This window comes from Geobacter anodireducens (assembly GCA_001628815.1).
In the GTDB taxonomy this organism is placed as follows: domain Bacteria; phylum Desulfobacterota; class Desulfuromonadia; order Geobacterales; family Geobacteraceae; genus Geobacter; species Geobacter anodireducens.
Genome location: CP014963.1, coordinates 1737358 through 1762549, shown reverse-complemented (window position 1 = coordinate 1762549; position 25192 = coordinate 1737358). Strand labels below are relative to the sequence as shown.

Here is a 25192-nt window from a genome sequence, read left to right as displayed (position 1 = left end):
ATCTCCTAAGGATTTGGCGTCTTGAAGCTGTGGCATGCGTAACAGACTTCATCATGAACGGTATCGGCGTTCACGGTAGAAAGGCCCCGTCCGTCATAGGCCCAGAACGGTGTCAGCGGAGGGGTATTCGTGTCGTGATACTGACTCTGGTGGGGATCATGACAGGTGGTGCACTGCATCCGCTTTTCCTTGTCAAGCCGGACGAATTGCCTGGCCTTGTTGGTGCCGGGTGCGCCCGGACTTTCCTGGGACGGCGCTTCGGCCGGCAGCCAGTAATCGGATACCGGACCTTCCAGGGTCTTGAGACGTGCAACCACTTCTGCGGTGTACTTGAACGAAACCGGATGATGGGAATTGGTTATCTTGGCACGATCAAAGACATGGTCGCCGGTCATCTTTGTGAACATGCTGCCGTTGACCTCAATGGGCACCCCTGAAAGCACGGCACCAAGAGCCGTGACCCCGTCATGGCAACTGAGGCAAAGCCGGGACGAGCCATTGGGCTCCGCCTTATAATCGCTGGCCGTGCGGGCGGTTGCATCCAGGTGAAGAGACAGGCTGCTTGATGAATAGTGCCCGAAACTCTGAGTAGTGTCGCTACGGTTCCAAAGCGTTGTCTGCGGACGTGCATTATGGGGCGTGTGACAAAAAATACAGATCTGCTTGGCACGCATATCGGTTGAATTGGTGGCCTTGAAGTTGACATTGGTGTTGGAATACGAAAGGTTATGCTTGTTTCCGCCACCGGGATCGGTGAATTTCGGCCCAGGGGCTCCGTAATTCGGGCGGACGCTGCCCATGACGAGCGCCGTCACGCCCATGACCAAAAAGATCCTCGTCATCATCGGTTTTCCTCTTTCAGGTATTCGAACACCTGGACCCGCCGGTTGTACGAATCAGAGATGAAAATCCGGTCGTTTCGATCGATATGGATGCCGCTCGGCATATAAAACTCTCCGGTTTTTTTACCGGGCTTTCCGACGAAAAGGAGCAACTGCCCCTCTTGGTTGAAAATTTGAAAGTTGTCAAACGCGGCATCGATCACATACACATTGAGATCACTGTCGACCGCGACGCCACGGGGTCTCGCGAAAGAACCAGGAGCATCTCCTATTTCACCGATACTTCGGAGGTAACGACCGGTTTCATCATAAATCTTTACCGTAAAATTCAGGGCATCGGTAACATAGACTTTATCGTCCTTATCAACGGCAACATGGGAGGGCAGGTTCAATTCCCCTCCGCCATCGTCGGCGGGAAATTCTCCCATGTAACGCTCATTCTTGTCGAAGACTTTCAATTTGTGTGCCAAAACATCAACCACAAAAAGAACACCTTTACTGTTCACGGCCAAGCCGGCCGGCCTCCTGAAGCCGACCTGGCCATCGGCCAGTACGTGCAAGAACTCACCTCGATGTGAAAATACGTACACCTTGGCATTGACCGAATCGCTGACGTACACTTCTCCCGAAGGAGAAAGGGCGAGACCGACCGGGCTTGAGAGGAACTCCTCCCCTGCCTGAACAATATAGGAAACCTTTTGTCGCGCCAGGTCGATGCGATGAACAACACCAGACGAGGAATCGGAGACAAACAAAAGCGCCCCGCCATCCGAGACAACCCCGTAGGGGGTCACAAAGGGGACGGGCTGGAACTGCTCACCGGTGACAAACTCCAGAAAGCGGGCAAGTGCTCCCGGCTCAGCCTTGATCTGTTCCGGCCCGGAAATTTCGCGGAGAAATCGTATCCGGGCCGGATGAGGAGCAGGAGGCCATGTCATATCCACCGATGGGTCCCGCAAGGAGGCGACGGACAAGGCTGACGGCCCGCCGCACCCCATGATCGGCAAGAGTGACGATAGCACGAGCAACAAAAGTATAACTGACGCGCAGCGGCTTCGTCTCATGCCATCATCATCCCTGCTACCCATAACGCGAAGAGGAGCACTACGCTCCCCCCCCCAGATACTCGCAGCCCTGCGATCGAACACGCCCTCCGCGGGAAAGGCTCGCATAATGAACCCTACCATGGAACCGATCCATCCCCACAAACCCACCTGAGCGGCAAGCGCCCATGTTACGTCGAGCATATCGCCCTCCTAGCGGAACAATGCCCCGAAAACAGAGCCGAGCTTGAGTTTCCACACCATGAACACGGCTTCGCGTACGATTTTCTTGGACATTTTGGAGCTGCCCGAGCGCCGGTCGATGAAGATAATGGGGATTTCCTTCACCTGAAAACCCTTTTCCACGCACCGATAGTTCATTTCAATCTGAAACGAGTAACCATCAGAGCGAATAGTCCTCATATCGATCGATTCGATCGCCCTACGGCGAAAACATTTGAACCCGCTCGTGCAATCCATAATGCGCAAACCGGTGATCAATCTCGTGTACCAGTTGGCGAAATAACTCAGCATGAGTCGCCGGAGGGGCCAGTTGACCACGCTGATGCCATTCAGGTATCGAGAGCCGATAACCAGGTCGCATCCCTCCATGGCCTCCAGGAACCGTGGCAGTGTTGCCGGGTCATGGGAATAATCGGCATCCATTTCGACAATGAAATCGGCCCCCATGGCAAGCGCCGCGGCGAAGCCCTGACGATACGCCGAGCCAAGGCCCATCTTGCCGGGACGATGCAGCACATGAACCCGTCCCATCCCCTCGGACAACCGGTCCACAATCTCTCCGGTGCCGTCCGGCGAGTTGTCGTCCACGACCAGTACGTGAATGTCTTTGTCCTGCGCCAGCACGTCGTTGATCAGTCGCTCGATCGTATCACGCTCATTGTACGTCGGAATGACGACAACGGTTCTCAAGTTGTGCCTCCAGAGAATTGAGTGGAAACCAGGTGAGGCAAACGCGCGTCATCGGCATTCATGAACGGCGCGCTCACATTCTCTTAATAACTAATGGATAATAGCGGCCAATTCACACGCCCGTCAAGGAAAACACCCTTCCGAAGGCCTGTCTGCCGCGAACCATCGCAGATCTTACACCTATTCAAAACAAAAAGGCCATGCATAGCATGACCTTTTTGTTAATGGCGGGGTCGACGGGGCTCGAACCCGCGGCCTCCGGCGTGACAGGCCGGCGTTATAACCAACTTAACTACGACCCCATTCGTTATATTCAGTTAGGGTAGCCACCACTCAGAGAACGACTACCTTGAAGCATATATGGTGGGCGAAGAGGGGATCGAACCCCCGACATCCAGCTTGTAAGGCTGGCGCTCTCCCAGCTGAGCTATTCGCCCTTACTAATTAATGGCGGGGTCGACGGGGCTCGAACCCGCGGCCTCCGGCGTGACAGGCCGGCGTTATAACCAACTTAACTACGACCCCGTTTTCAGCATGAATTGTACCTACACTTGAACAGCAACCTATCAATTTTACAACAAATATTGATTTATTGCCGCCTTGAAGCGAGACATAACTTATAACAGAGACCTCACAAAGGTGTCAAGCGCTTTTTTCGTGCATCAGTGAGCAGTAACTGTTTCCTTTTCGGGTATCAACGGATGCCCCTCCGAGGTACGGTAGGGAGCTCCGCCGGCAACCCCTTCAGCCAGAAGTGCGTGGGAAAGCACTTCGTCCATATGGCGTACTGGAACAATAGTGAGCCCCACCGTAACCTCCCGTGGGATTTCCGCCAGATCCTTCCTGTTTTCCTCTGGGATGACAACCGTGGAAATCCCTCCTCGCCCTGCGGCCAGAAGCTTTTCCTTGAGTCCCCCGATGACAAGCACGTTGCCGCGGAGGGTAATTTCACCCGTCATGGCAAGATCATGGCGCACCGGCCTGCCGGTCAGCGCCGAAACTATTGCCGTAGCCATGGTAATGCCGGCCGATGGACCATCCTTGGGGATTGCCCCTTCCGGCACATGAATATGTATATCCGCTTTCTGGTGAAACCCTTTGTCAATACCCAGTATCTGCGCCCGTGAGCGCACATAGGTCATGGCCGCCTGTGCCGACTCCTGCATGACCTCCCCCAGCTTTCCGGTAATGAGGAGCTTTCCGGTGCCGGGCACCACTGCCACCTCAATGGTAAGCAGGTCCCCGCCCACTTCGGTCCAGGCAAGACCCGTGGCATAGCCGGGAGCATCTTTGTCCTCTGCCGTCCCGATCCGGTACTTGCGAGGTCCAAGGAACCCGGGCAGATTCTTGGGTTGAATTACGATCTTCTTTTTCTCACCCTTGACCACACGATGAGCAGCCTTGCGACAGAGCGTCGCAATATCGCGCTCCAGGTTGCGCACACCGGCTTCACGCGTGTAATAGCGGATTATTTCACTGACAGCCTTCCCGGAAATGCTGACCCGTTGCTCGGACAGGCCATTGGCTGCCATCTGTTTGCCGATGAGATAGCGTTCGGCAATGGCAAGTTTTTCATGCTCAGTGTAGCCTTCCAGGCGAATCACCTCCATCCGGTCGAGCAGGGGACGGGGAATCGAATGCGTCGAGTTGGCCGTGGCAATGAACATGACGTGGGAAAGATCATACTCTACGTCGAGAAAATGATCGCTGAAATGGGCATTCTGCTCCGGATCGAGAACTTCAAGCAGTGCCGAAGCCGGATCACCCCTGAAATCGGAGCTCATCTTGTCAATCTCGTCCAACAGAAAGACAGGGTTGTTACTTCCCGCCTTTTTGAGATTCTGGATGATCTTGCCGGGCATGGCTCCCACATAGGTGCGGCGATGGCCACGGACCTCCGCTTCGTCACGCATCCCGCCGAGCGACATTTTGACAAAATGACGACCGGTCGCCGTGGCGATTGACCGGGCAAGAGAGGTCTTGCCCACCCCGGGCGGACCAACCAGACAGAGGATTGGTCCCTTCAACTTCTTAACGAGCGCCTGGACGGAGAGGTACTCCAAAATGCGCTCCTTGACCTTTTCAAGACCATAATGGTCGGCGTTCAACACCTCTTCAGCACCGAGGATGTCGTGTTTTTCACGAGTCATCTTTGCCCACGGAAGCGACACAAGCCAGTCAACGTAGTTTCTCACCACGGCAGCTTCGGCAGACGCCGGCGACATGAGCTTCAGTTTTTTAAGTTCTGCGAGGGCCTTTTGACGGGCTTCCTTGGACAACTTCCCTTTGGTTGCCTTGTCTTCCAGTTCCAGAAGCTCTTGTCGGAAATCGTCTTTTGCTCCCAACTCCTTCTGGATGGCTCGCATTTGCTCGTTCAGATAATATTCCTTCTGGTTCTTCTCCATCTGCTTCTTGACGCGGGTCCGGATCTTATTCTCCAACTGGAGGAGCTCCAACTCGGCCTCAATGAAAGACAAGAGCTTCTCCAGCCGTTCATGGGGATTCACTATGTCAAGAAGCTGCTGCTTGTCGGCGAGCTTGAGATTCAAATGGGGCGCCAGTGTGTCGGCAAGCTTGCCGGACTCAACAATCCCTCCTACGGCACTGACCACCTCTTGGGGAATGCCTTTGGTCAGCTTCACATACCCTTCAAACACCGATTTTGTGCTCCGGATTAGGGCTTCAACCTCGGTGTTTGCTTCCAGGGACTCAAGGTGCGGCTGTATTTCAGCCATGAAGTAGTCGGGGTTAGGCAGGAACGAAACAAGACTGCCCCGCTGTTTGCCCTCAACCAACACCTTGACTGTACCGTCGGGGAGCTTCAGGAGCTGTATGATCTGTGAGATGGTACCGGTCGTGTAGATGTCTTCCTGCCGGGGATCTTCCGTTTTGGCATTTCTCTGGGCGGCGAGAAAGATCATCCTGTTGCCGTTCATGGCCGCCTCAAGGGCGGAGATCGAACGCTCCCGCCCCACAAAAAGAGGAACTACCATGTGCGGGAAAACAACAATGTCCCTTAACGGTAAAAGAGGGAATCTTTGCAGATCCCCTCTTTCCAGACTTTCCATACTATGGTCAACGTTCATTGGGTCCTTTGCGGTCAGGCTGATTCAGCCACATTTTCATAGACGATGATCGGCTTTTCCTTGTTGTAGATGACATCCTCATTAATGACCACCTCTTTCACCATGGTTTGCGAAGGGATTTCGTACATGATGTCGAGCATGGCGTTCTCAAGGATCGACCGGAGTCCGCGGGCGCCGTCTTACGCTTGAGCGCCTCCCGGGATATGGCGACCAGAGAGCCGTCGGTAAACTTGAGCTTCACGTGCTCCATTTCGAACAGCTTCTGGTATTGCTTGATAAGCGCGTTTTTCGGCTCCTTCAGGATCTGAACCATGGCAGTCTCATCCAGTTCGCGCAGGGTGGCGAGTACGGGCAGACGGCCGATGAATTCCGGGATGAAACCGAACTTGAGAAGGTCTTCAGGGGTGACTTCCGTGAGAAGCTCTCCTGCCCTCTTCTCGACTTTGCTCTTCACGTCAGCACCGAAACCGAGCTTTTTCACACCGATACGCTGCTGAATAATGCTGTCGAGCCCCGCGAACGCGCCGCCGCAGATAAACAGAATATTCGTCGTGTCGACCTTCAAAAACTCTTGCTGCGGGTGCTTGCGTCCTCCCTTGGGAGGAACACTGGCAACGGTTCCTTCAATAATTTTCAGCAGTGCCTGCTGCACCCCCTCCCCCGACACATCCCGGGTAATGGAAGGAGAATCGGATTTACGCGCTATCTTGTCAATTTCATCAATGTAGATGATGCCCTTCTGGGCACGTTCCACGTCATAGTCGGCAGCCTGAAGGAGGTTGAGAATGATGTTCTCGACATCTTCCCCCACATAGCCAGCTTCAGTGAGGTTAGTGGCATCGGCCATGGCGAACGGAACCTTGAGGATCCGGGCCAGGGTCTGGGCCAACAGGGTCTTGCCGGACCCGGTGGGCCCCAGCAGAAGTATGTTGCTCTTCTGCATCTCCACATCGCTCGGCTTGCCCATGGATTCGATGCGCTTGTAGTGATTGTAAACCGCAACGGCGAGGACTTTTTTTGCCTGGTCCTGGCCAATCACGTATTCATCGAGTACATCCTTGATCTCACGGGGCTTGGGAAGCTTCTTGACATCGGGCCCCATGGCCTCTTCAAGCTTCGACTCCTCGGCAATAATATCATTGCAAAGCTCAATGCACTCGTCACAAATATATACCGTTGGTCCGGCAATGAGCTTCTTGACTTCATCCTGGCTCTTACCGCAAAAGGAGCAGGTGAGATTGTCGCTGCCTTCGTTTCTCCTACTCACCGGGTACCTCCGCTGGGAGTTTTGCGCTCAATTATATTATCGATGATACCATAGTCCTTCGCCTCGGCTCCAGACATAAAATAGTCGCGCTCGGTATCGGCTTCAACCTTGGCTAGTTGCTGCCCCGTATTTTCGGCAAGGATCTCGTTCAGGCGCTTTTTGAGTTTCAGGATTTCCTGTGCGTGAATATGGATGTCCGTGGCCTGGCCCTGGAATCCACCCAACGGCTGATGGATCATGATCCGGGAATGCTTGAGGCTGAAACGCTTCCCCTTCTCCCCGCCCGACAAAAGCAGCGCCCCCATCGAAGCGGCCTGCCCCACGCAAATCGTCGACACGGGAGCCTTGATGTACTGCATGGTGTCATAGATGGCCATGCCCGACGTTACGACGCCGCCCGGCGAATTGATGTACAGATGGATATCCTTGTCCGGATCTTCGGCTTCCAGAAAAAGCATCTGGGCTATGACCAGATTCGCAACATGGTCGTCAATGGGGCCGCCAAGAAAGATGATCCGGTCTTTCAAAAGCCTTGAATAGATATCGTAAGAACGTTCGCCCCGGCCCGTCTGTTCGACCACTATCGGTACAAGCATGTTGCCTCCTTGCTCCACGGGTTACTCTTTCGTCTTCTCGCTGATTACGGCGCTCTCCAGAAGGAACGACATGACCTTCTCCTCGGCCAGGTGCGCTACGAGATTTTCCCGTGCCGAGCGATTCTGCTCGTAAAAGCTCTTTACGCGGCCGAGCTCTTCCTCGCTGCCGCCTGCAATTTCCAGCAACTTCTTCTCGATGTCAGCCTCTTCGACCGATATTCCTTCCTTTTTGGCAACGGCTTCAAGAAGAAGCGAACCCTTGACCTGATTTTCGGCAACGGTACGGTACTGGGCCTTGAATGACTCCTCGTTCATTCCCATCATCTCGAACGTAAGCCGCTGCTGAGCAAGCCTGTTCCGTGCATTGGCCAGCATGGTCTGCAGTTGCCGGTCCACAAGCGTAGAGGGGACTTCTATTTCGTTTTTCCCGATGAGCGCCTGCACGACCCCATCCTGAAGGTCAGCTTTGATCCGGTCGCTTTCCTGTTTTTCATACAGCTCGGCAACCTTGTCCCTCAGTTGGGCAATGCTGTCGAACTCGCCCATCTGAGCGGCAAATTCATCGTTCAGCTCGGGAAGCTCTTTAACCTTGATCTCGCTCAGGGTCACGTCAAACCGGGCCTCTTTGCCGGCAAGATCCTTGTTCCAGTAGTCTTCAGGGAAGCTCAGCGTCACTGATTTCGACTCACCGCTCTTCATTCCCACAATCTGTTCTTCGAAGCCGGGTATAAAACGACCGGAACCGAGCTCAAGCTGGTAACTCTCGGCAGAGCCGCCTTCGAACGGAACGTCGTCAACGTAACCGGTAAAATCAATGACCGCGAAATGTCCTGTTTCAGCCACTGACCCCACATCAAGGGGCTTCAGGTGAGACATGTTTTCGCGCATCTCCTGCAGCCTTTTTTCAACAACCGACTCATCAGGCGTAAAGGTTTCCTTGGCAACCTCAAGTCCGTTGTAGTCCTTTACGTCGATCTCGGGGAGGACTTCAACCGTTGCGGAATAGGTGAACGGAGTGCCGCGCTTTATTTCATCGCTATCGATTACGGGATGGGAAACGGGAAAAATTTTATGTTCGGCAAGGGCCTTGAAATATGTCTCCTCGAACAGATTCTTCAACACGTCGCCTTCCATGACGTCAACATAGTGCTTTTCAATGAGGGACTGGGGGGCCTTCCCTTTCCGGAACCCTTTAAGAGCCGCGCGTTTGCGGATCTTTTCAAAAACCTTGTCTATCTCGGACGTAACGCGGTCCGCAGGAATTTCGAAGGAAATTTTCTTTTTGACGCTGCTGAGCGACTCGACAGTGCTGGTCATCGTTCAACCTCTCTCCATTGGGGTAGTGTTCATATGATGATTAATCGGACGGGATAGCGGGCAAGAAAACAACAATCTCCGGGCGGGCATTTGAAACAGTCACACATACATGAATTGGTGCGAGAGAGGGGAGTCGAACCCCTACGGTTGCCCGCTGGATCCTAAGTCCAGTGCGTCTGCCAGTTCCGCCACTCTCGCAGATTGTCGCAACCAACTACACATACGAATAAGCCCCGTTCATCACGGGGCTCTTTCTTAAATGGGGTGGCTAGTGGGATTTGAACCCACGAATGCATGAGTCACAGTCATGTGTGTTAGACCCCTTCACCATAGCCACCATATGTGATTTACCGTTAATTAGTTGGCACGCCTGAGAGGATTCGAACCTCTGACCTACGGATTAGAAGTCCGTTGCTCTATCCAGCTGAGCTACAGGCGCAGGCTTGGTCGGGGTGAGAGGATTCGAACCTCCGACCCCCTGCTCCCAAGGCAGGTGCGCTAGCCAGGCTGCGCTACACCCCGTTGGAATTTGTATAACTAACACATGCCGTACTGACATGCAAGTATTTTTATTCACCCGCCTGCCGACCGAGATGGCCCTTCAGAAGTGCAAGAGCTTTGCCCCTGTGACTGACGGCATTCTTGACCTCAAGGGAGAGCTCTGCCATGGTTGCTCCATTTTCAGAGACGAAAAAGAGCGGATCATAGCCGAACCCTCCAGTGCCGCGCGGCGAATCAAGGATTACCCCCCGCAGTTCCCCGCTGAAGGTGTATCTCTCTCCGCCGGGAATACACAAGGCGATGGTACACCGGAAGGCGGCCGTGCGTTCCGCGTAAGGCACTGTTGCCAACTCGCTCAACAGCTTTGTATTATTTGCTTCGTCGCTGGCGCTCTCACCCGAGTAGCGGGCAGAGTAAACGCCCGGCTTTCCACCAAGTGCGTCAACAACGAGTCCCGAGTCATCGGCAAGCGCTGGAAGCCCTGTAACCATGGCGGCCATTGAAGCCTTTTTCAAGGCATTCTCCTCAAACGTCGCGCCATCCTCTTCCACTTCAGGAAAATCCGGAAAATCATCCAGCGACAGCAGCATGAAGGGTAACCCGCTGAGAATTGCTGCAATCTCTCGCAATTTGCCCTTGTTGCGGGTTGCCACTACCAACCGGGTCACTGTTCCAGTGCCTCTTGTTGGATGGCCATAAGCCGCTCGATGCCAATCATGGCGAGGGACCGCATCTCATCCATCTGGACACAGGTGAAGGGTTCAGCCTCGGCGGTTCCCTGCACTTCCACGAAACGGCCCGACGAAGTCATGACAAAATTCATATCGACATCGGCACGTGAGTCCTCTACGTAGTTCAGATCAAGAAACACTTCCCCGTTGACTATCCCGACACTGACGGCGGCGACCGCCTCCCGGACCGGCAGGGCCGCGATAGTCCCCTGCGCTACGAGCCATCGAAACGCGTCAACCAAGGCGACGTAGGCACCTGTAATGGAAGCTGTCCGCGTACCTCCATCAGCCTGTATCACGTCACAATCAATCAGCACGCTTCGCTCGCCAAGGAGCGTCAAATCAGTGACGGCCCTCAGGGAGCGGCCGATGAGACGCTGTATCTCATGGGTCCTTCCCCCCAACTTCCCTTTGGCCGCCTCGCGAGGAGATCGCGTATGGGTAGCCCGCGGCAGCATGGAATACTCTGCCGTTACCCATCCCCCCCCCTTGCCGCGCAGGAAGGGGGGCACCGACTCCTCCACTGAGGCAGTGCACAAAACTTTCGTGTCGCCGAATTCAACAAGTACAGAGCCTTCGGCATGCTTGATATACTTTCGTGTAATCCGGATGTGTCTGAGTGCTGCGGAACTGCGGCCGTCTGAACGCATGATGTACCTCTGGCAATTGGAAAGAGCGTACCTTAAACGATGTGATGCAGGTTGTCAATCTCAGCGGCAAGGACGGGCAGAGCAGTACGCCTGAGGGCACTCAAGGGGAGCGGCCGGACATGTCCCAGCGCGAAGACATCCAGAAAACGACGAACGAGAAGCTGCTCAATTTCCTCCAGTTCCGCAGCGGAATCGGCGAGTCCTTCGATTTTACCTCCGGCCATCATACCATGGCCGCCGGCAACCCCCCTCTCCTCGACGAGCCGCTTGATCAGCGCTCCTGCATTGACGTCGTGCCGGGAGGTGCGCAAAGAGAGGATCACATCTCTGTTAAAGTGGCCAATGGCCATCACCACATCAACCCCCTCAAGTCGGAGGAAAAAATCCGCCATCTCGGCAACTATTTCCGGGAAACTGACCTCTCGGAGATTTGTTGCCAGCAGATTGCCATAGATGCGCGAGTGCTCAATGGCGCGGTTGATTGTAAGATAGTATTCCACATGAAGCTTTGGGTAGGTGATTTCATAGAGCAGTTTTTTGTTCGCCAGGGGAAAGAGCTTCAGATAGGCATCCCTGTCGGGGCGGGCGGCCTCGCGACCCAAGTCCTGCGTTTCCGACTTGATCGCATAAAACAGCGCCGTGGCAAGATTGCTGCCAATGGGGACACTCTGGGCCTGCAGATATTCATAGACGATGGTTGCGGTTACGCCGTATTCTTCGCGGATATCGTCCCATCGGCATCTCAAGCCAGCTTCCCGCCTGGGGTGATGATCAATAAGGATATCAACCCGTCTGTCAGGAGGGAGCGAGTTATTGCCCGTTCCCGGCTGGGTATCGAGCATGCATGTGACGGAAAAATCCTGATACTCTATGAGTGCCAGCGGAGTCAGAGGTATCTGCAGTTGCTTGGCCATGGCGATATTTTCGCTCCTGCCGATCATGCCGGAAAAAGCGATGGTGGCGTCCCTGTTCAGCTTCATGACGAATAGGTGCCGCAGGGCTATGGCCGAGGCAAGACAATCAGGATCAGGGTTGTCGTGAACAACGATCAGGATCCTTCCCTTGCCCCTCACCCAGTTGAGCATTTCATCCGTGTAGCTTTTCGTTTGTGCGAGCGACCACTCTTTCTCCATTACCACGCCTCCCGGTCGGCATAGGCCTGACAGTCCCTTACCATACAATAAACATCACCACGAAACAATTACATGGACCTGCCCGCGCCGCAAAACAAAAGGAGGGGAAAGCATGCTTTCCCCTCCTTTATCGTCGCCCAAAGGCTGCCCGCGCCGCAAAACAAAAGGAGGGGAAAGCATGCTTTCCCCTCCTTTATCGTCGCCCAAAGGCTGACAGAATTGTTTAACCGAGAACGATATTCTGATTTTTTGCCCTGTTCGCCAGGATCGTCGGGTCAATCACCTCTCCGCAGCAGGTGCATTTCCATGCATCAAATGATCTCACGAAATCATAAAACTTCTCAGCAAACATTCGGCCTCTGCATTTAGGACATTTCATAGGTCATCCCCCCATGTAGAATTATAACCGTGAGTGTCCTAACTGTTTTCACCATGTGTGCCAAACCAGGGAGCTCCCCGTTGACACAATGCGGCAAGAGTGATTTGTTGTTAAAAACCGAACTATTTCAATATATTGCAAGCATTAAAATACTCTTTTATTCTCTCAAGTGTTTTTGGACCGATTCCCGGGACCCTTTCCAACTCCCCAAAAGACGAGAAATCGCCATTATATTGACGGTCACGCACTATCCGCCGTGCCAACTCCGGGCCAATGCCGGGTAAAAATTCCCAGTCCGTTACGTTCATCCGGTTCGGATCAAGAGAGATTCTCAAAAGCATCAATTGAGAAACTGCCAGTGTTCCCAACGAAATTTCATAGGGTTCCCCGTTGCCCTTGCGTATGGCCACGACATCGCCATCGCAGAGGACACGGCTTGCTATATGAGTAGGAAGGTACGTTACCGGCATGTGAGAAAGCGTCATATTTATGACGTCCTGGCACGTGGATCCCCGAGCAATCCGATAAACGCCTGACCTCTCCGGGACACCGGTTATCATGATGATGCTCACGGGTCGTTCACCTGAACGCACAAAGGCCACGGCAGGAATCTCCGCAGGGGATGTGCCGTGGCCTTTGTAAAGTAATGGCAATGTCATGACCGCTAAGGCAAGGGCGAGATACACCACATGCCCGGTGCGGGTTTTCACTTCCTGGAGCCTTCGATCTCTTCGCTTTTGTGAAGCTTGTACTCCACGCTGTCCAGAAGGGCCTGATAGGATGCATCGACGATATTTTCAGAGACCCCAACCGTACCCCAGCGGCTCTCTTTGTCGCCCGACTCGATGAGCACCCTGATGGACGAGGCTGTCCCCTGCCCCGCCGGCAATACGCGCACCTTGTAATCCAGCAGCTTTACTTCCTTGAGCCGCGGATAAAACTTTTCCAGTGCTTTGCGGAGGGCATTGTCCAGAGCGTTCACCGGACCATTCCCTTCAGCGGCTGTGTGCTCGATCTTGCCCCCAACCTTGACCATGATGGTGGCTTCCGAAAGAGGCTTCTGGTCCTCGTGGCGCTTTTCGTCGATTACCCGGAAACCGATCACCGAGAAGAACTTGCGGTGGGTGCCGAGGGCTCTCTTCATGAGGAGTTCGAATGACGCTTCCGCCCCTTCGAACTGGTAGCCCCGGTTCTCCATTTCCTTGATGTTCTCGAGGATTTCAAGTGTGACCGGGTCCTTGCTGTCCATCTTGATGTTGAACTCTTCTGCCTTTGCAAGGATATTGGAACGGCCCGACAGGTCTGAAACGAGTACTCGCGTCATGTTGCCGACCAGTTCCGGGCGCAGGTGCTCATAGGTTTCGGGATGACGCTGGATGGCCGACACGTGGACACCGCCCTTGTGGGCGAATGCCGAATTGCCCACATATGCCTGGTGCTTGTTGGGCGAGAGGTTGGCCAATTCATAGACGAACCGTGAAAGGTCGCGCAGCTTTCTGAGTTGATCATCCCCGATGCACTCGCGCTTCATCTTGAGCTTGAGGGCGGGGATGATTGAGCAGAGGTTGGCGTTGCCGCAGCGCTCACCGAAGCCGTTGATGGTCCCCTGAACCTGGACGATTCCTTCGTTGACGGCATGGAGGGAGTTGGCCACGGCGCACTCTGAATCATTGTGTGTGTGAATGCCGAGCGGGGCCGTGATATGCCTGCGCACCTCACGGATGATCTCCACGAGCTCGAAGGGCATGGTTCCGCCATTGGTGTCGCAGAGAACGATGCAATCGGCCTTGGCGTCCTGGGCGGCCTTGAGGGTCTTGATGGCGTAGTCCGGGTTCGCCTTGTAGCCGTCGAAAAAGTGTTCGGCATCGTAGAAGACCTCGGGGACATTCGCCTTCAGGTATTCCAGCGAATCGAAAATCAACTCAAGGTTTTCCTCGAGCGATATCCGCAGGGCCTCGTGTACATGGAAATCCCACGTCTTGCCGAATATGGTGCAGGCATCGGGTTCCGCCTGAATGAGGGTCTTGAGGTTGTGGTCCTTGTCCGGGGTTACCTTTGCGCGCCGGGTGGAGCCGAACGCGGCGATTTTCGCCTGCGAGAGCTTTTCCTTCTTGATGTCCTTAAAAAAAGCAACGTCCTTCGGATTGCTGCCGGGCCATCCCCCCTCGATGTAGTGAACGCCTATCTCGTCGAGTTTATGGGCTATCCGGATTTTGTCCTCCACGAGGAAGGAAATGTCCTCCGCCTGGGTTCCGTCGCGAAGAGTGGTATCGTAGAGTTTTACAAGGCTCATGCTTTTACCTTTCGGGAACTGAGAAGCGCATGTACGAAAGCGCGGAAGAAAAAATCTGAATGATCGATTTTCTCCCCCGCGCCTTTGAAATTCCGCACTTCCGCTCTGGAAGTTTCTCTATTTGCCGGAGAGTCCGAACGCTTCGTGAAGCACCCGAACTGCCAGTTCGGTGTACTTGGCGTCAACAATGACCGAAACCTTGATTTCAGAGGTGGAGATCATCTGGATGTTGATCCCTTCCTTGGCAAGGGTCTGGAACATTTGAGTGGCAACACCCGCATGGCTCCGCATGCCGACACCGACAATGGATATTTTGGATATGTTTTCGTCCTCCGCCACATCCTTGGCATTGATCTCCTTGGCCACTTCCTTGGTGATGGCGAGTGCCTTCTTGAAATCCGCCCTCGTAACGGTGAAGGTGAAGTCGGTCAGGTCGCCCTCGCTTACATTCTGAACGATCATGTCGACCGATATATTGGCCTCGGAAAGGGGCGACAGGATTTTGGCGGCAACCCCCGGCTTGTCGGGTACCCCCATCACGGCAATTTTTGCTTCGTTCTTGTCGTAGGCGATTCCCGAAACGAGAACTGCTTCCATATCCTTATCCTCCTTGGTAACCATGGTCCCTGGATTTTCATTGAAGCTGGAGCGGACATGAATGTCCACATTGTATTTTTTCGCAAATTCTACGGACCGGATCTGAAGAACCTTCGCCCCGAGCGATGCGAGTTCCAGCATCTCATCATAGGACACCTTCTCGATTTTCCGGGCATCCTGGCAGATGTTCGGGTCAGTGGTATAGACACCGTCCACGTCGGTGAAAATTTCGCACACATCCGCCTTGAAGGCAGCGGCAACGGCAACAGCCGAGGTATCGGAACCGCCACGGCCCAGAGTGGTGACATTGCCATCTTTGTCGACGCCCTGGAAACCTGCGACAATGACAATGGTGCCGTCCTTGAGATCAGCGCGCACCTTGGTGTCGTCGATGCTCTCGATGCGGGCCTTGCTGAAAGCGTTGTCCGTGATGATGGGGATCTGCCAGCCGTGATAGGACTTGGCCTTGTACCCCATCGACTTGAGACACATGGCAAGGAGAGCTATGGATACCTGCTCGCCCGACGCCACCAGCACATCATATTCGCGGGTATCCGGGAATTCGCAAATCTCGTTGGCGAGGGCCACGAGCTTGTTGGTTTCTCCCGACATGGCGGAAACGACAACAACCATATCGTTTCCGGCGTCATAGGTCTTGGCGACCCGTTTGGCAACATTGCGGATGCGCTCGATGGACCCCATCGAGGTGCCGCCGTATTTCTGGACCACCAGTGCCATCTACCGTTCCTCCTTTGCTCTGGATCAATGTGTCAGACTGCAGTTTGTATACAGGACACGACCGCAGGTCGTCACTTAATAGCAGGAATCAGACCAGCGGTCAAAACATTTTTTTAATAAAGCTTCATAGGTTATGCCGTGAGGGACGAACTCCAGGAGACGGGTGGTTTCATCCCCATGCCGAAAGGTAATGTCAATCCGCTCCACGGGCAGACCATCACCCAGACGCTCGGCCCATTCCACGAGACAAACACCTGTTCCATGAAAGTATTCGTCGAAGCCGAGAGCCGCCGCATCGTCGACGCCGGCCAGTCGGTACAGATCGAAATGATAGAGGGGAACGCGCCCTCGGTATTCGTTGAGGATGGTAAAGGTCGGGCTGGTGATGGGAGTTGTTTCGGCAACGCCGATCCCACGTGCCACTCCGCGGGCAAACCGGGTTTTCCCGCTACCCAGCTCTCCGGCCAGGGCAACGAATGCCCCGGCTGACAGTTCTCTGCCCAGCAGTTCCCCGAGACGCTCGGTCTCTTTCTCGCACCGCGAAGTGATGTGAAACGCCACGCGTCCTACCCCACCATGGTCCTGATGAGATCGATGCGGGAAACGATTCCCACAAGCTTCGTCCCTTCAACCACCGGAAGCGTGTGAAGCTTTTTGTTGGCCATGATGTCGGCGACCGTGCTCACCGGTGTCTCCGGCGTTACGCTCTCAACCTCGGCGGTATAGATATCTCCGGCGGTCTGGCCGGTTACCTTCTGGATCTCCCGCTCGAATTTCTTGGCACTTTCCAGATAGATGACCCAATCGAAGAGCGATATGACCGTCGGAATGTGCAGGCTTTTGTCCTGCTCGATCAGGTCGGACTCGGTGACGATGCCCGCCAGGTTGCCCGCTTCGTCGACAACGGGGATGCTCCCGATCCGGTACTTCGAAAAAAGCTCGGCAAGCTCCCGTATGGTGGTCTCACGCCTGGCTGTAACAACGTTTGTTGTCATTATGTCGCGCACAGTCTTCATCATTGTTCTCCCTTCAAACGGATCAGTGAATTGAATGCATGGGGAAGCCGCTCCTGGACATCGAGAGCGGACATGCCTGTCTCGCCCTTGTCCGCAGCAACCAGGTCGGCGGCATGACCGTGAACGAAAGCGCCCAGTGTACAGGCGGCGAATGGTTCATACCCCTGTCCAAGCAGTGCCGTGACAACACCGGTGAGCACATCCCCCATCCCCCCCGAGGCCATGCCCGGATTGCCGCTGCCGTTGAGGGCCATGCGACCGTCGGGCGACGCGATTACGGACCGTGCTCCCTTGAGAATGAGATAGACGCCGAACCGTGCGGCAAAGTCGCGAGCAACGCCGATACGGTCCGCTTCGACCGCCGCAGTGGTGGTTCCCGCAAGGCGCGCCATCTCCCCGGGATGGGGCGTGAGGACAACGGTGTCGGGGCGCGTTCCCTTTAAGAGATCGGTCTGCTCGGAAAGGGCATTGAGGGCATCGGCGTCGAGGACGAGGGGCGCCGTGATATCAGCCAGCAGGTGCCGAACAAGGGCGGCAGTGGCGGGCTGCCACGACAGGCCGGGACCAAGGGCTACCGCATCCCGGCCTTGAATCGCCGCCCTGAGCGGAACGAGTGACTCATTGCCGAGGAAACCGGTCCCGCCGTCAGCCAGCGGGATTGTCATGGCCTCGGTGGTCTTCACCTCGAGAATGGCATTAAGGCTCGCCGGCACTGCCAGTGAAACGAGGCCTGCTCCGCTTCGAACGGCGCTGTTCGCGGCCATTGCCGCGGCTCCCGTCTTCCCGATGGACCCGGCTATAACGAGGCTGTGCCCGAAGCTCCCCTTGTGGGAGCATGGGTCCCGCCGCGTAACCACTGCTGCCGCCTCAGCCGCGTCAACGTAGAGAACGCCGTCCGCTTCCCGGGCGACTGACTCCGGAATACCGATATCGACAATTTTCAGCCGGCCGCAGTGCAGTGCCCCCGGATAGAGAACGTGGCCATATTTTGCAAGGGCAAAGGTTACCGTCAGATTGGCCGTGACAGCAACCCCGAGCACCTTGCCCGTTGCGGCGTCTATGCCCGACGGGATGTCGACCGAGACAACCGGCCGAGCTGAAGCTGCGATGCACCTGATCGCTTCGGCATACACGCCCTGCACATCGTTCTTCAGCCCAGTCCCCAACAGGGCATCCACCACCAGTGCCGCAGCGTCGAGCCTGGTCATAAGGGACGAAAGGCTTTCCCCAGCAGGGAGGTAAGAAACCGTCGACGGGTCGAGGCGCTCCAGGTTCTCGCGGGCATCACCGCCAATTTCGTCCTTACGGGCCAGCACAGCCGTATGCACCGGCCACCCTTCCCCAGCAAGCAGTCGGGCGATCACATAGCCGTCGCCGCCATTGTTACCCTTGCCCGCGACCACCAGGACCGGCATGCAGCCGTTGCGACCGAACATCTCCCTGATGGCATCGGCGCATCCGCGGCCAGCGTTTTCCATGAGGACAAGGCCGGGGATGCCGAACTCGTCGATGGTGCGACGGTCCATCCGCTGCATGGTTTCGCCGCTCACCACCTTCATGGCCGCTCCAGCACAACCAGGGCGACGGCGTACGCTCCGTCGTGGGAAAGGGAAACGAAAGTACGACTGAGGCTCAGGTCGGTGGCCAGCTTCAGGGCCTTGCCGTGGAGCTTGAGCTCGGGCTTGCCGAGGGCGTCATTGACGACCTCCACGTCATGCCAGGTCATCCCTTCGCGCAGGCCGAGACCGCAGGCCTTGAGAAACGCCTCCTTGGCCGCGAACCGCAGGGCATAGTGCTGGGCGCTCCGGGCCTTGCCGGCACAGTACTCCATTTCATGAGGCGTAAAGAGCCGCTCGAAGAGACGCACGTTCCCCTCTTCGACCAGGCGGTCGAAACGGGTAATGTCGACGATATCGATGCCGGTACCGAAAATCATGCGTACTTGACGAGGTCCACCATATCCCGCACGGCACGGTCGAGCCCGGCAAACACGGCGCGCGAGATTATGGAATGCCCGATGTTGAACTCCTCGATACCTCCGAGGGCTGCGACTTTGCGAATATTGGTGTAATTGAGGCCATGCCCGGCATTGATGCCGAGCCCGAGCTTTGTGCCGAGCCTGATGGCGTTTTCGATACGCTCAAGTTCGGCCTGCTCCTTTTTCCACTCCCGTGCCTCGGCAAAAGTTCCGGTGTGGATTTCGATGTAGTCGGCCCCCACCTTGCTGGATGCCTTGACCTGATCCGCATCGGGATCAATGAACAAACTCACTGCAATGCCGCCGTCCTGAAGGCGTCCAATGGCATCGGCAAGCGACTGCATGCCGACTCTCACATCGAGCCCCCCCTCGGTGGTGAGCTCCTGGCGTCGCTCCGGCACCAGGGTGCACATGTCGGGTTTGACCGACAACGCTATACCCACCATCTCGTCGGTGGCAGCCATTTCCAGATTGAGCTTCGTCTTAACGGTCTGACGGAGCAGACGCAGGTCCCGGTCCTGGATATGCCGCCGGTCCTCGCGCAGGTGCACCGTTATCCCGTCGGCACCGGCGAACTCGGCAATGGCGGCGGCCGCCACCGGGTCGGGCTCAACGCCGCCCCGGGCCTGGCGGATTGTTGCCACATGATCAATGTTGACTCCGAGCTTTGCCACCTACTTTCCTCCGATCTTCTTCTCGACCAGATCGGCAATTTCCTTTGCCCACCCGGTTATCTGATATTTGTCCTGGCCCTCGAGCATGATGCGCAACAGCGGTTCGGTACCCGAATAGCGGATAAGGATGCGTCCCTCGTCGCCGAGCTTTTTCTCTATATCTCCGATAAGCAGCGCCACTTCCGGAATAGTTGTTATGTCCTTCTTCTCCTTGACCCGCACGTTGACCAGCACCTGGGGCAACGGGATCATCACCTCCGCCAGTTCGGAGAGGCTCTTGTCGGCCCGGCGCATGGTGGCCAGCACCTGGAGGGCCGACAGGACACCGTCGCCCGTGGTGTTGTGGTCGAGGAAAATCATGTGCCCCGACTGCTCTCCTCCAAGATTGTACCCCCCCTTGATCATTTCCTCCACCACGTAGCGATCTCCAACCGCGGTCTTGACTACTTTTCCGCCTGCCCGCTTCACCGCGATATCGAGTCCCATGTTGCTCATGACCGTTGCCACCAGGGTGTTCTTGCGCAGCTTTTTCTGTTTCAGCATCTGGGTGGCGCAGATGGCCATGATGTGATCTCCGTCCACTTCGTTGCCGAACTCGTCCACGAAGATGACCCGGTCGGCATCACCGTCAAGGGCAATGCCGAGGTCTGCCCGGTGCTCTTTGACCGCTTCGCTGATGACCTGCGGATAGAGGGAGCCGCAACCGGCATTGATGTTGGTTCCGTTAGGCTTGACGCCGTAAGGGATGACCTCGGCTCCCAGCTCCCCAAGAACGGCCGGCGCCACCTTGTAGGCCGCGCCATTGGCGCAGTCGAGGACAATCTTCATCCCGGCAAGATCGAGGTCCTTGGGAAAGCTGTTCTTCAGAAACACCACGTACCGCCCCACCGCGTCATCGATCCGGTAGGCCTTGCCCACCTCGGTGGCCACAGGACGGAGCGAGTCGATCTTCCCGGAAAAAATGAGATCCTCGATCTTGAGCTCCATTTCATCGGGCAATTTGAACCCGTCGCGGGAAAAGAACTTGATGCCGTTATCCTGAAAGGGGTTGTGCGAAGCGGAAATGACAACCCCTGCATCGGCCCGCATGGACGAGGTGATGTTTGCAATGCCCGGCGTGGGGAGAGGGCCCACCACAAGGACATCGACACCCATGGAACAGATACCGGCCACCAGGGCATTTTCCAGCATGTAACCGGACAGGCGCGTGTCTTTGCCGATCACGATACGATGACGGCGGTTACCGTCCTTGAACAGGTAGGCCGCAGCCCGGCCGATCTGCATGGCCATTTCCGTGGTCATCGGGTAGACATTGGCAACACCGCGGACACCGTCCGTTCCGAATAACTTCTTCATCGCTTCACCTGCTTTCATGTGTCTTGGGGGATTCAGTCCGTGCGGGTAACTGCTCCACCCTGACCGATATTTCGGCCGGATATACTCGCGTCACCCGGACCTTGGAAGGAACAGACAGGCGGGCCTCGAAACCGGTGAACAGGACGGTCCCCGCCCCGACCCCCGTCATGTCGAGCGGCATGATAATCTTTTCGCCACGGAGCTTCAACAAAAGAATACTCGGCCCGCTGAGGGTGACGACCAACTCTCCGGGGCCTTTATCCGCCACGGTATAGCCGGTGGCAACGTTGCGAAGCTCAAGGGGGATCCGCATGACCAGCTCCCCCTCCTTCCCACCGGCCACGCCGAGCCAGAGGCTGACGGCGAGGACCAGTGAGAGGAGCTTTACATCCCAGTTTTTGGCAAGGTCTGTCGCGTTCATTCCGTCAGCCACCTGGGTTCGAGGAGCTTTTTGAGAACTTTGCGCAGGCTCACGGCATCGCTGACCGGAAGGATTCTTCCCCCAACGGTCACGGAGATGGTTCCCGTCTCCTCGGAAACAACCAGGACAACACAGTCCACCAATTCCGTGAGACCAAGAGCGGCCCGGTGGCGGGTCCCCAGGTTTTTGTTGATGGTCGGGTCCTGGGAAAGGGGCAGAAAACACCCGGCCCGCATCAGCTTGCCGCGCCGGATGACCACGGCGCCGTCGTGAATAGGAGAATAGGGAAGAAAAATGGATGTAAGAATTTCGCTGGTAATCTTGGCATCCACTTCAGTGCCGGTTTCAACATGACTCATGACACCCATTTCGCGTTCGATGACGATCAGGGCTCCTATCCGGCGGGAAGAAAGCGATGTGGCGGCGGCGATCAATTCACCGATGATCAGGGAGGCGTGATCCCGCTCACCCTGTTCGTCCCGGTCTTCCGTGAGGGGGTGACGGTGCTTGCCGTGTGTCATCAACGCCCTCCGGATGTCATGCTGGAAGAGGATGACGAGAATAAGAATCAGTGAGCTGAACAGGGATCCGACGATCCAGTGGAACGCCTCGAATCCCGCGAGCCGCGACAGGGAGTACAGCGCTGCGAGAAAGGCCAGGACAAGCAGAAGACGGTAGGCGACCCGTCCCCTGAGCATGATGATCAGACGATAAATGATCCAAGCCACAATCGCGATATCGATTGCGTCGCGCCAACCGAAGATCTGGAGTGGCTCGGTCATCGTCGTCACCTGACAAGGGTGGGCTGAATCAGTACGGCAAAAGGGGTGTGATCAGCGTTGCGGGGCAAGAATCGCCCGGGTCATCAGGGCCACATCCCGCATGGCCCGAACATCGTGAACTCTCAGTATGGAGGCGCCGTTTGCCACGGCCACCGCCACCGTAGCGGCGGTCCCGAACAGGCGATCTGCTACTTCCCTGTCAAGAACGGAGCCTATGAACGACTTGCGGGAAGTACCGACGAGGATGGGCCGCCCAAGGCTGGCAAACTCAGCAAGACGCCGGAGGATTTCCAGATTCCCGTCAACGCTTTTGCCGAAACCGATGCCCGGATCCACTACGATCTGCTCATCGGGGATCCCCGCCGCCTGTGCGCGGCCCAGAGAGTAGCGCAGCGATGCGAGCACTTCCGCAATCAGATCGTCATAGGCCGTGTCACGCTGCATAATCACCGGAGTGCCGCGTGTGTGCATGACCACGAGTCCCGCCCGTGCCTCGGCCACGATAGCCGCCATGTTCGGATCAAAGGCCATGCCACTGATATCGTTGATGACCTCTGCACCGGCGGCAAGAGCCTCGCGGGCCACGGCAGCCTTATAGGTATCGATGGAAAGAGGAACCGGCAGTTTTGCGGCAAGGCGTTCCACAAGAGGTACCACCCGGTGCATCTCTTCGGCTTCGCTGACCGACGGTGCACCCGGGCGGGTGCTTTCGCCACCGATATCGATGATGTCCGCTCCTTCGGCCACCATGGCAAGAGCCCGGTTTTCCGCCGCAGCGGGGTCCAGATAACAATTACCGTCAGAAAATGAATCGGGGGTCACGTTAAGGACCCCCATGATACAAGGACGGGATGTAAGATCAATGCACCGGCTGCTAAGCCGCCATACCCCGGCATTGTGCCGCCAGGCGGGGTGCTCCGCACAGATCGAGCTTCCGGAGCATTGGGCAGTCGACGAAGTCATGGAGCCACGGGGGTCTCTTCGGCGGCGACACGGCTGGCCGAGCAGTCTTCCTTGATGATCCGGTCGACTTCGTCGCCGGTCAGGTTCTCTTTCTCGATAAGCTGCGTTGCCAGGCAGTGGAGCACGCTCAGATTCTCGTTCAGGAGATGCTTGACCCGCGAGTAGCTGCCGTCGATGATTTTGCGAATTTCCTCGTCGATTTCCACCGCCGTCGCTTCACTGTAGTTCTTGTGCATGGACATGTCGCGGCCCAGGAAGATCGACTCCTCTTTTTTGCCAAAGGTGACCGGCCCCATCTTCTCACTCATGCCCCACTCGCACACCATCTTGCGTGCGATCTCGGTTGCCCGTTCAATGTCGTTGCCGGCGCCCGTGGTAAGCTCATTGAAGATGATCTCTTCGGCTGCCCTGCCTCCCATGAGCACCGCGATCCGGTTCAGGAGCGATTCCTTATTGTAGCTGTGCTTGTCCTCTATGGGAAGCTGCATGGTCACGCCAAGCGCCCGTCCACGCGGGATAATGGATACCTTGTGCACCGGATCGGTGCCGGGGATCAGCTTGGCAACGAGGGTGTGGCCCGCTTCATGATATGCGGTATTTTTCTTCTCTTCCTCCGAAATCACCATGCTACGCCGTTCGACACCCATGAGGACTTTGTCCTTGGCGTCGTCGAAGTCCTTCATCTCGACGGAGTTCTTGTCCTTACGCGCTGCCAGCAGAGCAGCCTCGTTCACCACGTTGGACAGATCCGCCCCCGAGAATCCGGGCGTGCCGCGGGCGATTACTCCCAGGTCCACATCGGAAGCAAGCGGAGTCTTTTTGGTGTGGACCTTCAGGATCATCTCCCGCCCCTTCACGTCGGGCTGGGGAACGACAACCTGGCGGTCGAACCGGCCCGGACGCAGGAGTGCCGGATCGAGGACATCGGGCCGGTTTGTGGCCGCAATGAGAATGACCCCTTCATTGGATTCGAAGCCGTCCATCTCGACCAGCAACTGGTTCAGTGTCTGTTCCCGCTCGTCATGGCCGCCGCCGAGTCCCGCACCCCGATGGCGTCCGACCGCATCGATCTCGTCAATGAAGATGATGCAGGGCGCATTCTTCTTTCCCTGGACGAAAAGATCGCGGACCCGGCTCGCACCGACCCCCACGAACATTTCCACAAAGTCGGAACCCGAAATGGAGAAGAAGGGAACTCCCGCCTCGCCGGCAACGGCCCGGGCAAGGAGCGTCTTGCCCGTACCGGGAGGCCCCACGAGCAGAACGCCTTTGGGGATGCGGCCTCCAAGCTTGGTGAATTTCTTGGGATCCTTCAGGAACTGGATGATTTCCTCCAGCTCTTCCTTTGCTTCGTCAACGCCGGCCACATCTTCGAAGGTAACGCGCCCCTGGGCTTCAGTCAGGAGCTTGGCGCGGCTCTTGCCGAACGCCATGGCCTTGCCGCCCCCCCCCTGCATCTGGCGCATGAAGAAAATCCAGACCCCCACCAGAAAAAGAAGCGGGAACCAAGAGATGAAGATGGAGAACCAGGAAACTTTCTCCTCCTCGGGCTTGGCGGAGATGTTGATCTTCTTCTCCAGAAGCTTTTCGGAGAGCATGGCATCAGTCGGCTTGTAGCTGCGGAACTCCTTGCCGTCGGAAAACTTGCCGATGATCTCGTTCCCCTGGACCGTAACCGTGCTGACCTTCCCCGCATCAACTGCGGCAATGAAGTCGCTGTAGCCGAGCCGTTCCTGGGTGGTGCGCGGCTTGTTGAAGAGGTTGAAGAGGAGGATCATCATAAGGCTTATGACGAGCCAGAGTGCAAGGTTCTTGTAGAACTGGTTCAAGGGTACCTCCGTGATGTGGTTCGGGCAGTGCACGAACGCCCACGAACGCTGATGGTTGCTGGTTTCA

23 protein-coding genes, 7 tRNA genes and 1 pseudogene are annotated in these 25192 nt (G+C 56.3%); all 31 read right to left on the bottom strand.

Going from position 1 to position 25192, the window contains the following annotated elements; translation table 11 throughout:
• Nucleotides 1–5 precede the first annotated feature (5 nt).
• Nucleotides 6–845, bottom strand: a complete 840-nt coding sequence (locus tag A2G06_08015) for a cytochrome C (GenBank protein ID ANA40254.1) — start codon at nt 843–845, stop codon at nt 6–8.
• Nucleotides 842–1906 carry a hypothetical protein gene (locus A2G06_08010; protein ID ANA41632.1) on the bottom strand — a complete coding sequence of 355 codons (1065 nt, stop codon included), beginning with the start codon at nt 1904–1906 and terminating at the stop codon, nt 842–844. Before A2G06_08010 ends, A2G06_08015 begins: the two co-directional genes overlap by 4 nt.
• Before the next feature lie 192 nt (nt 1907–2098).
• Nucleotides 2099–2818, bottom strand: coding sequence for a dolichyl-phosphate beta-D-mannosyltransferase (locus tag A2G06_08005; protein ID ANA40253.1), 720 nt, complete (start codon nt 2816–2818; stop codon nt 2099–2101).
• Between the two features lie 225 nt (nt 2819–3043).
• Nucleotides 3044–3120 (bottom strand) — tRNA-Asp (locus tag A2G06_08000).
• 59 nt (nt 3121–3179) lie between these two features.
• A tRNA-Val gene (locus A2G06_07995) sits at nt 3180–3255 on the bottom strand.
• Nucleotides 3256–3266: 11 nt separating this feature from the next.
• Nucleotides 3267–3343, bottom strand: a tRNA-Asp gene (locus A2G06_07990).
• Between the two features lie 137 nt (nt 3344–3480).
• Nucleotides 3481–5904: an endopeptidase La gene (locus A2G06_07985; protein ID ANA40252.1), complete on the bottom strand. Its 2424-nt coding sequence runs from the start codon at nt 5902–5904 to the stop codon at nt 3481–3483.
• A 14-nt stretch (nt 5905–5918) separates the two neighbouring features.
• Nucleotides 5919–7171 (bottom strand): annotated as a pseudogene (locus A2G06_07980) (ATP-dependent Clp protease ATP-binding subunit ClpX).
• A complete protein-coding gene (locus A2G06_07975) occupies nt 7168–7767 on the bottom strand; it encodes an ATP-dependent Clp protease proteolytic subunit (protein ID ANA40251.1) in 600 nt (199 codons plus the stop codon). The pseudogene A2G06_07980 and the gene A2G06_07975 overlap by 4 nt, the downstream one beginning before the upstream one ends.
• Before the next feature lie 21 nt (nt 7768–7788).
• The gene (locus tag A2G06_07970; GenBank protein ID ANA40250.1) at nt 7789–9084 is read right to left on the bottom strand and encodes a trigger factor; all 1296 of its coding nucleotides are present in this window, start codon (nt 9082–9084) and stop codon (nt 7789–7791) included.
• A 115-nt stretch (nt 9085–9199) separates the two neighbouring features.
• Nucleotides 9200–9282 (bottom strand) — tRNA-Leu (locus A2G06_07965).
• A gap of 62 nt (nt 9283–9344) precedes the next feature.
• Nucleotides 9345–9421, bottom strand: a tRNA-His gene (locus A2G06_07960).
• Nucleotides 9422–9446: 25 nt separating this feature from the next.
• Nucleotides 9447–9523, bottom strand: a tRNA-Arg gene (locus A2G06_07955).
• Nucleotides 9524–9528: 5 nt separating this feature from the next.
• A tRNA-Pro gene (locus A2G06_07950) sits at nt 9529–9606 on the bottom strand.
• 47 nt (nt 9607–9653) lie between these two features.
• Entirely contained in the window at nt 9654–10253 is a 600-nt protein-coding gene (locus A2G06_07945) for a non-canonical purine NTP pyrophosphatase (protein ANA40249.1), read from the bottom strand.
• The gene (gene rph, locus A2G06_07940; GenBank protein ID ANA40248.1) at nt 10250–10966 is read right to left on the bottom strand and encodes a ribonuclease PH; all 717 of its coding nucleotides are present in this window, start codon (nt 10964–10966) and stop codon (nt 10250–10252) included. Before rph ends, A2G06_07945 begins: the two co-directional genes overlap by 4 nt.
• Before the next feature lie 32 nt (nt 10967–10998).
• Nucleotides 10999–12099, bottom strand: a complete 1101-nt coding sequence (locus tag A2G06_07935) for a phosphoesterase (protein ID ANA40247.1) — start codon at nt 12097–12099, stop codon at nt 10999–11001.
• A 223-nt stretch (nt 12100–12322) separates the two neighbouring features.
• Nucleotides 12323–12478 (bottom strand): hypothetical protein, encoded by a 156-nt coding sequence (locus A2G06_07930; GenBank protein ANA40246.1) that lies wholly within the window; start codon nt 12476–12478, stop codon nt 12323–12325.
• Nucleotides 12479–12600: 122 nt separating this feature from the next.
• Entirely contained in the window at nt 12601–13188 is a 588-nt protein-coding gene (locus A2G06_07925; protein ANA40245.1) for a competence protein ComEA, read from the bottom strand.
• The gene (locus tag A2G06_07920) at nt 13185–14771 is read right to left on the bottom strand and encodes a citramalate synthase (GenBank protein ANA40244.1); all 1587 of its coding nucleotides are present in this window, start codon (nt 14769–14771) and stop codon (nt 13185–13187) included. Before A2G06_07920 ends, A2G06_07925 begins: the two co-directional genes overlap by 4 nt.
• A gap of 117 nt (nt 14772–14888) precedes the next feature.
• Complete coding sequence (locus A2G06_07915; protein ANA40243.1) at nt 14889–16106, bottom strand: aspartate kinase; 1218 nt, start codon at nt 16104–16106, stop codon at nt 14889–14891.
• 75 nt (nt 16107–16181) lie between these two features.
• A complete protein-coding gene (locus tag A2G06_07910; protein ANA40242.1) occupies nt 16182–16667 on the bottom strand; it encodes a tRNA threonylcarbamoyladenosine biosynthesis protein TsaE in 486 nt (161 codons plus the stop codon).
• Between the two features lie 5 nt (nt 16668–16672).
• Nucleotides 16673–17122: a hypothetical protein gene (locus A2G06_07905; protein ANA40241.1), complete on the bottom strand. Its 450-nt coding sequence runs from the start codon at nt 17120–17122 to the stop codon at nt 16673–16675.
• Nucleotides 17122–18681, bottom strand: coding sequence for a bifunctional ADP-dependent (S)-NAD(P)H-hydrate dehydratase/NAD(P)H-hydrate epimerase (locus A2G06_07900; GenBank protein ID ANA40240.1), 1560 nt, complete (start codon nt 18679–18681; stop codon nt 17122–17124). Before A2G06_07900 ends, A2G06_07905 begins: the two co-directional genes overlap by 1 nt.
• Entirely contained in the window at nt 18678–19058 is a 381-nt protein-coding gene (acpS, locus tag A2G06_07895) for a 4'-phosphopantetheinyl transferase (protein ID ANA40239.1), read from the bottom strand. The genes A2G06_07900 and acpS overlap by 4 nt, the downstream gene beginning before the upstream one ends.
• On the bottom strand, nt 19055–19774 hold the full coding sequence (locus A2G06_07890) for a pyridoxine 5'-phosphate synthase (GenBank protein ANA40238.1): 720 nt from the start codon (nt 19772–19774) through the stop codon (nt 19055–19057). Before A2G06_07890 ends, acpS begins: the two co-directional genes overlap by 4 nt.
• On the bottom strand, nt 19775–21130 hold the full coding sequence (glmM, locus tag A2G06_07885; protein ID ANA40237.1) for a phosphoglucosamine mutase: 1356 nt from the start codon (nt 21128–21130) through the stop codon (nt 19775–19777). It lies immediately after the preceding gene.
• A gap of 4 nt (nt 21131–21134) precedes the next feature.
• Complete coding sequence (locus tag A2G06_07880; protein ANA40236.1) at nt 21135–21551, bottom strand: hypothetical protein; 417 nt, start codon at nt 21549–21551, stop codon at nt 21135–21137.
• Nucleotides 21548–22333 (bottom strand): hypothetical protein, encoded by a 786-nt coding sequence (locus A2G06_07875; protein ANA40235.1) that lies wholly within the window; start codon nt 22331–22333, stop codon nt 21548–21550. The genes A2G06_07880 and A2G06_07875 overlap by 4 nt, the downstream gene beginning before the upstream one ends.
• 51 nt (nt 22334–22384) lie before the next feature.
• Nucleotides 22385–23260, bottom strand: coding sequence for a dihydropteroate synthase (locus tag A2G06_07870; GenBank protein ANA41631.1), 876 nt, complete (start codon nt 23258–23260; stop codon nt 22385–22387).
• 32 nt (nt 23261–23292) lie between these two features.
• Nucleotides 23293–25125 (bottom strand): cell division protein FtsH, encoded by a 1833-nt coding sequence (locus A2G06_07865; GenBank protein ANA40234.1) that lies wholly within the window; start codon nt 25123–25125, stop codon nt 23293–23295.
• Nucleotides 25126–25192 lie beyond the last annotated feature (67 nt).

Coding starts and splice junctions, on each gene's coding strand:
- A2G06_08015 (ANA40254.1), bottom strand. CDS start 845: ATGATGACGAGGATCTTTTTGGTCATGGGCGTGACGGCGCTCGTCATG.
- A2G06_08010 (ANA41632.1), bottom strand. CDS start 1,906: ATGAGACGAAGCCGCTGCGCGTCAGTTATACTTTTGTTGCTCGTGCTA.
- A2G06_07985 (ANA40252.1), bottom strand. CDS start 5,904: ATGAACGTTGACCATAGTATGGAAAGTCTGGAAAGAGGGGATCTGCAA.
- A2G06_07975 (ANA40251.1), bottom strand. CDS start 7,767: ATGCTTGTACCGATAGTGGTCGAACAGACGGGCCGGGGCGAACGTTCT.
- A2G06_07970 (ANA40250.1), bottom strand. CDS start 9,084: ATGACCAGCACTGTCGAGTCGCTCAGCAGCGTCAAAAAGAAAATTTCC.
- rph (ANA40248.1), bottom strand. CDS start 10,966: ATGCGTTCAGACGGCCGCAGTTCCGCAGCACTCAGACACATCCGGATT.
- A2G06_07935 (ANA40247.1), bottom strand. CDS start 12,099: ATGGAGAAAGAGTGGTCGCTCGCACAAACGAAAAGCTACACGGATGAA.
- A2G06_07930 (ANA40246.1), bottom strand. CDS start 12,478: ATGAAATGTCCTAAATGCAGAGGCCGAATGTTTGCTGAGAAGTTTTAT.
- A2G06_07920 (ANA40244.1), bottom strand. CDS start 14,771: ATGAGCCTTGTAAAACTCTACGATACCACTCTTCGCGACGGAACCCAG.
- A2G06_07915 (ANA40243.1), bottom strand. CDS start 16,106: ATGGCACTGGTGGTCCAGAAATACGGCGGCACCTCGATGGGGTCCATC.
- A2G06_07905 (ANA40241.1), bottom strand. CDS start 17,122: ATGAAGACTGTGCGCGACATAATGACAACAAACGTTGTTACAGCCAGG.
- A2G06_07900 (ANA40240.1), bottom strand. CDS start 18,681: ATGAAGGTGGTGAGCGGCGAAACCATGCAGCGGATGGACCGTCGCACC.
- acpS (ANA40239.1), bottom strand. CDS start 19,058: ATGATTTTCGGTACCGGCATCGATATCGTCGACATTACCCGTTTCGAC.
- glmM (ANA40237.1), bottom strand. CDS start 21,130: ATGAAGAAGTTATTCGGAACGGACGGTGTCCGCGGTGTTGCCAATGTC.
- A2G06_07880 (ANA40236.1), bottom strand. CDS start 21,551: ATGAACGCGACAGACCTTGCCAAAAACTGGGATGTAAAGCTCCTCTCA.
- A2G06_07875 (ANA40235.1), bottom strand. CDS start 22,333: ATGACCGAGCCACTCCAGATCTTCGGTTGGCGCGACGCAATCGATATC.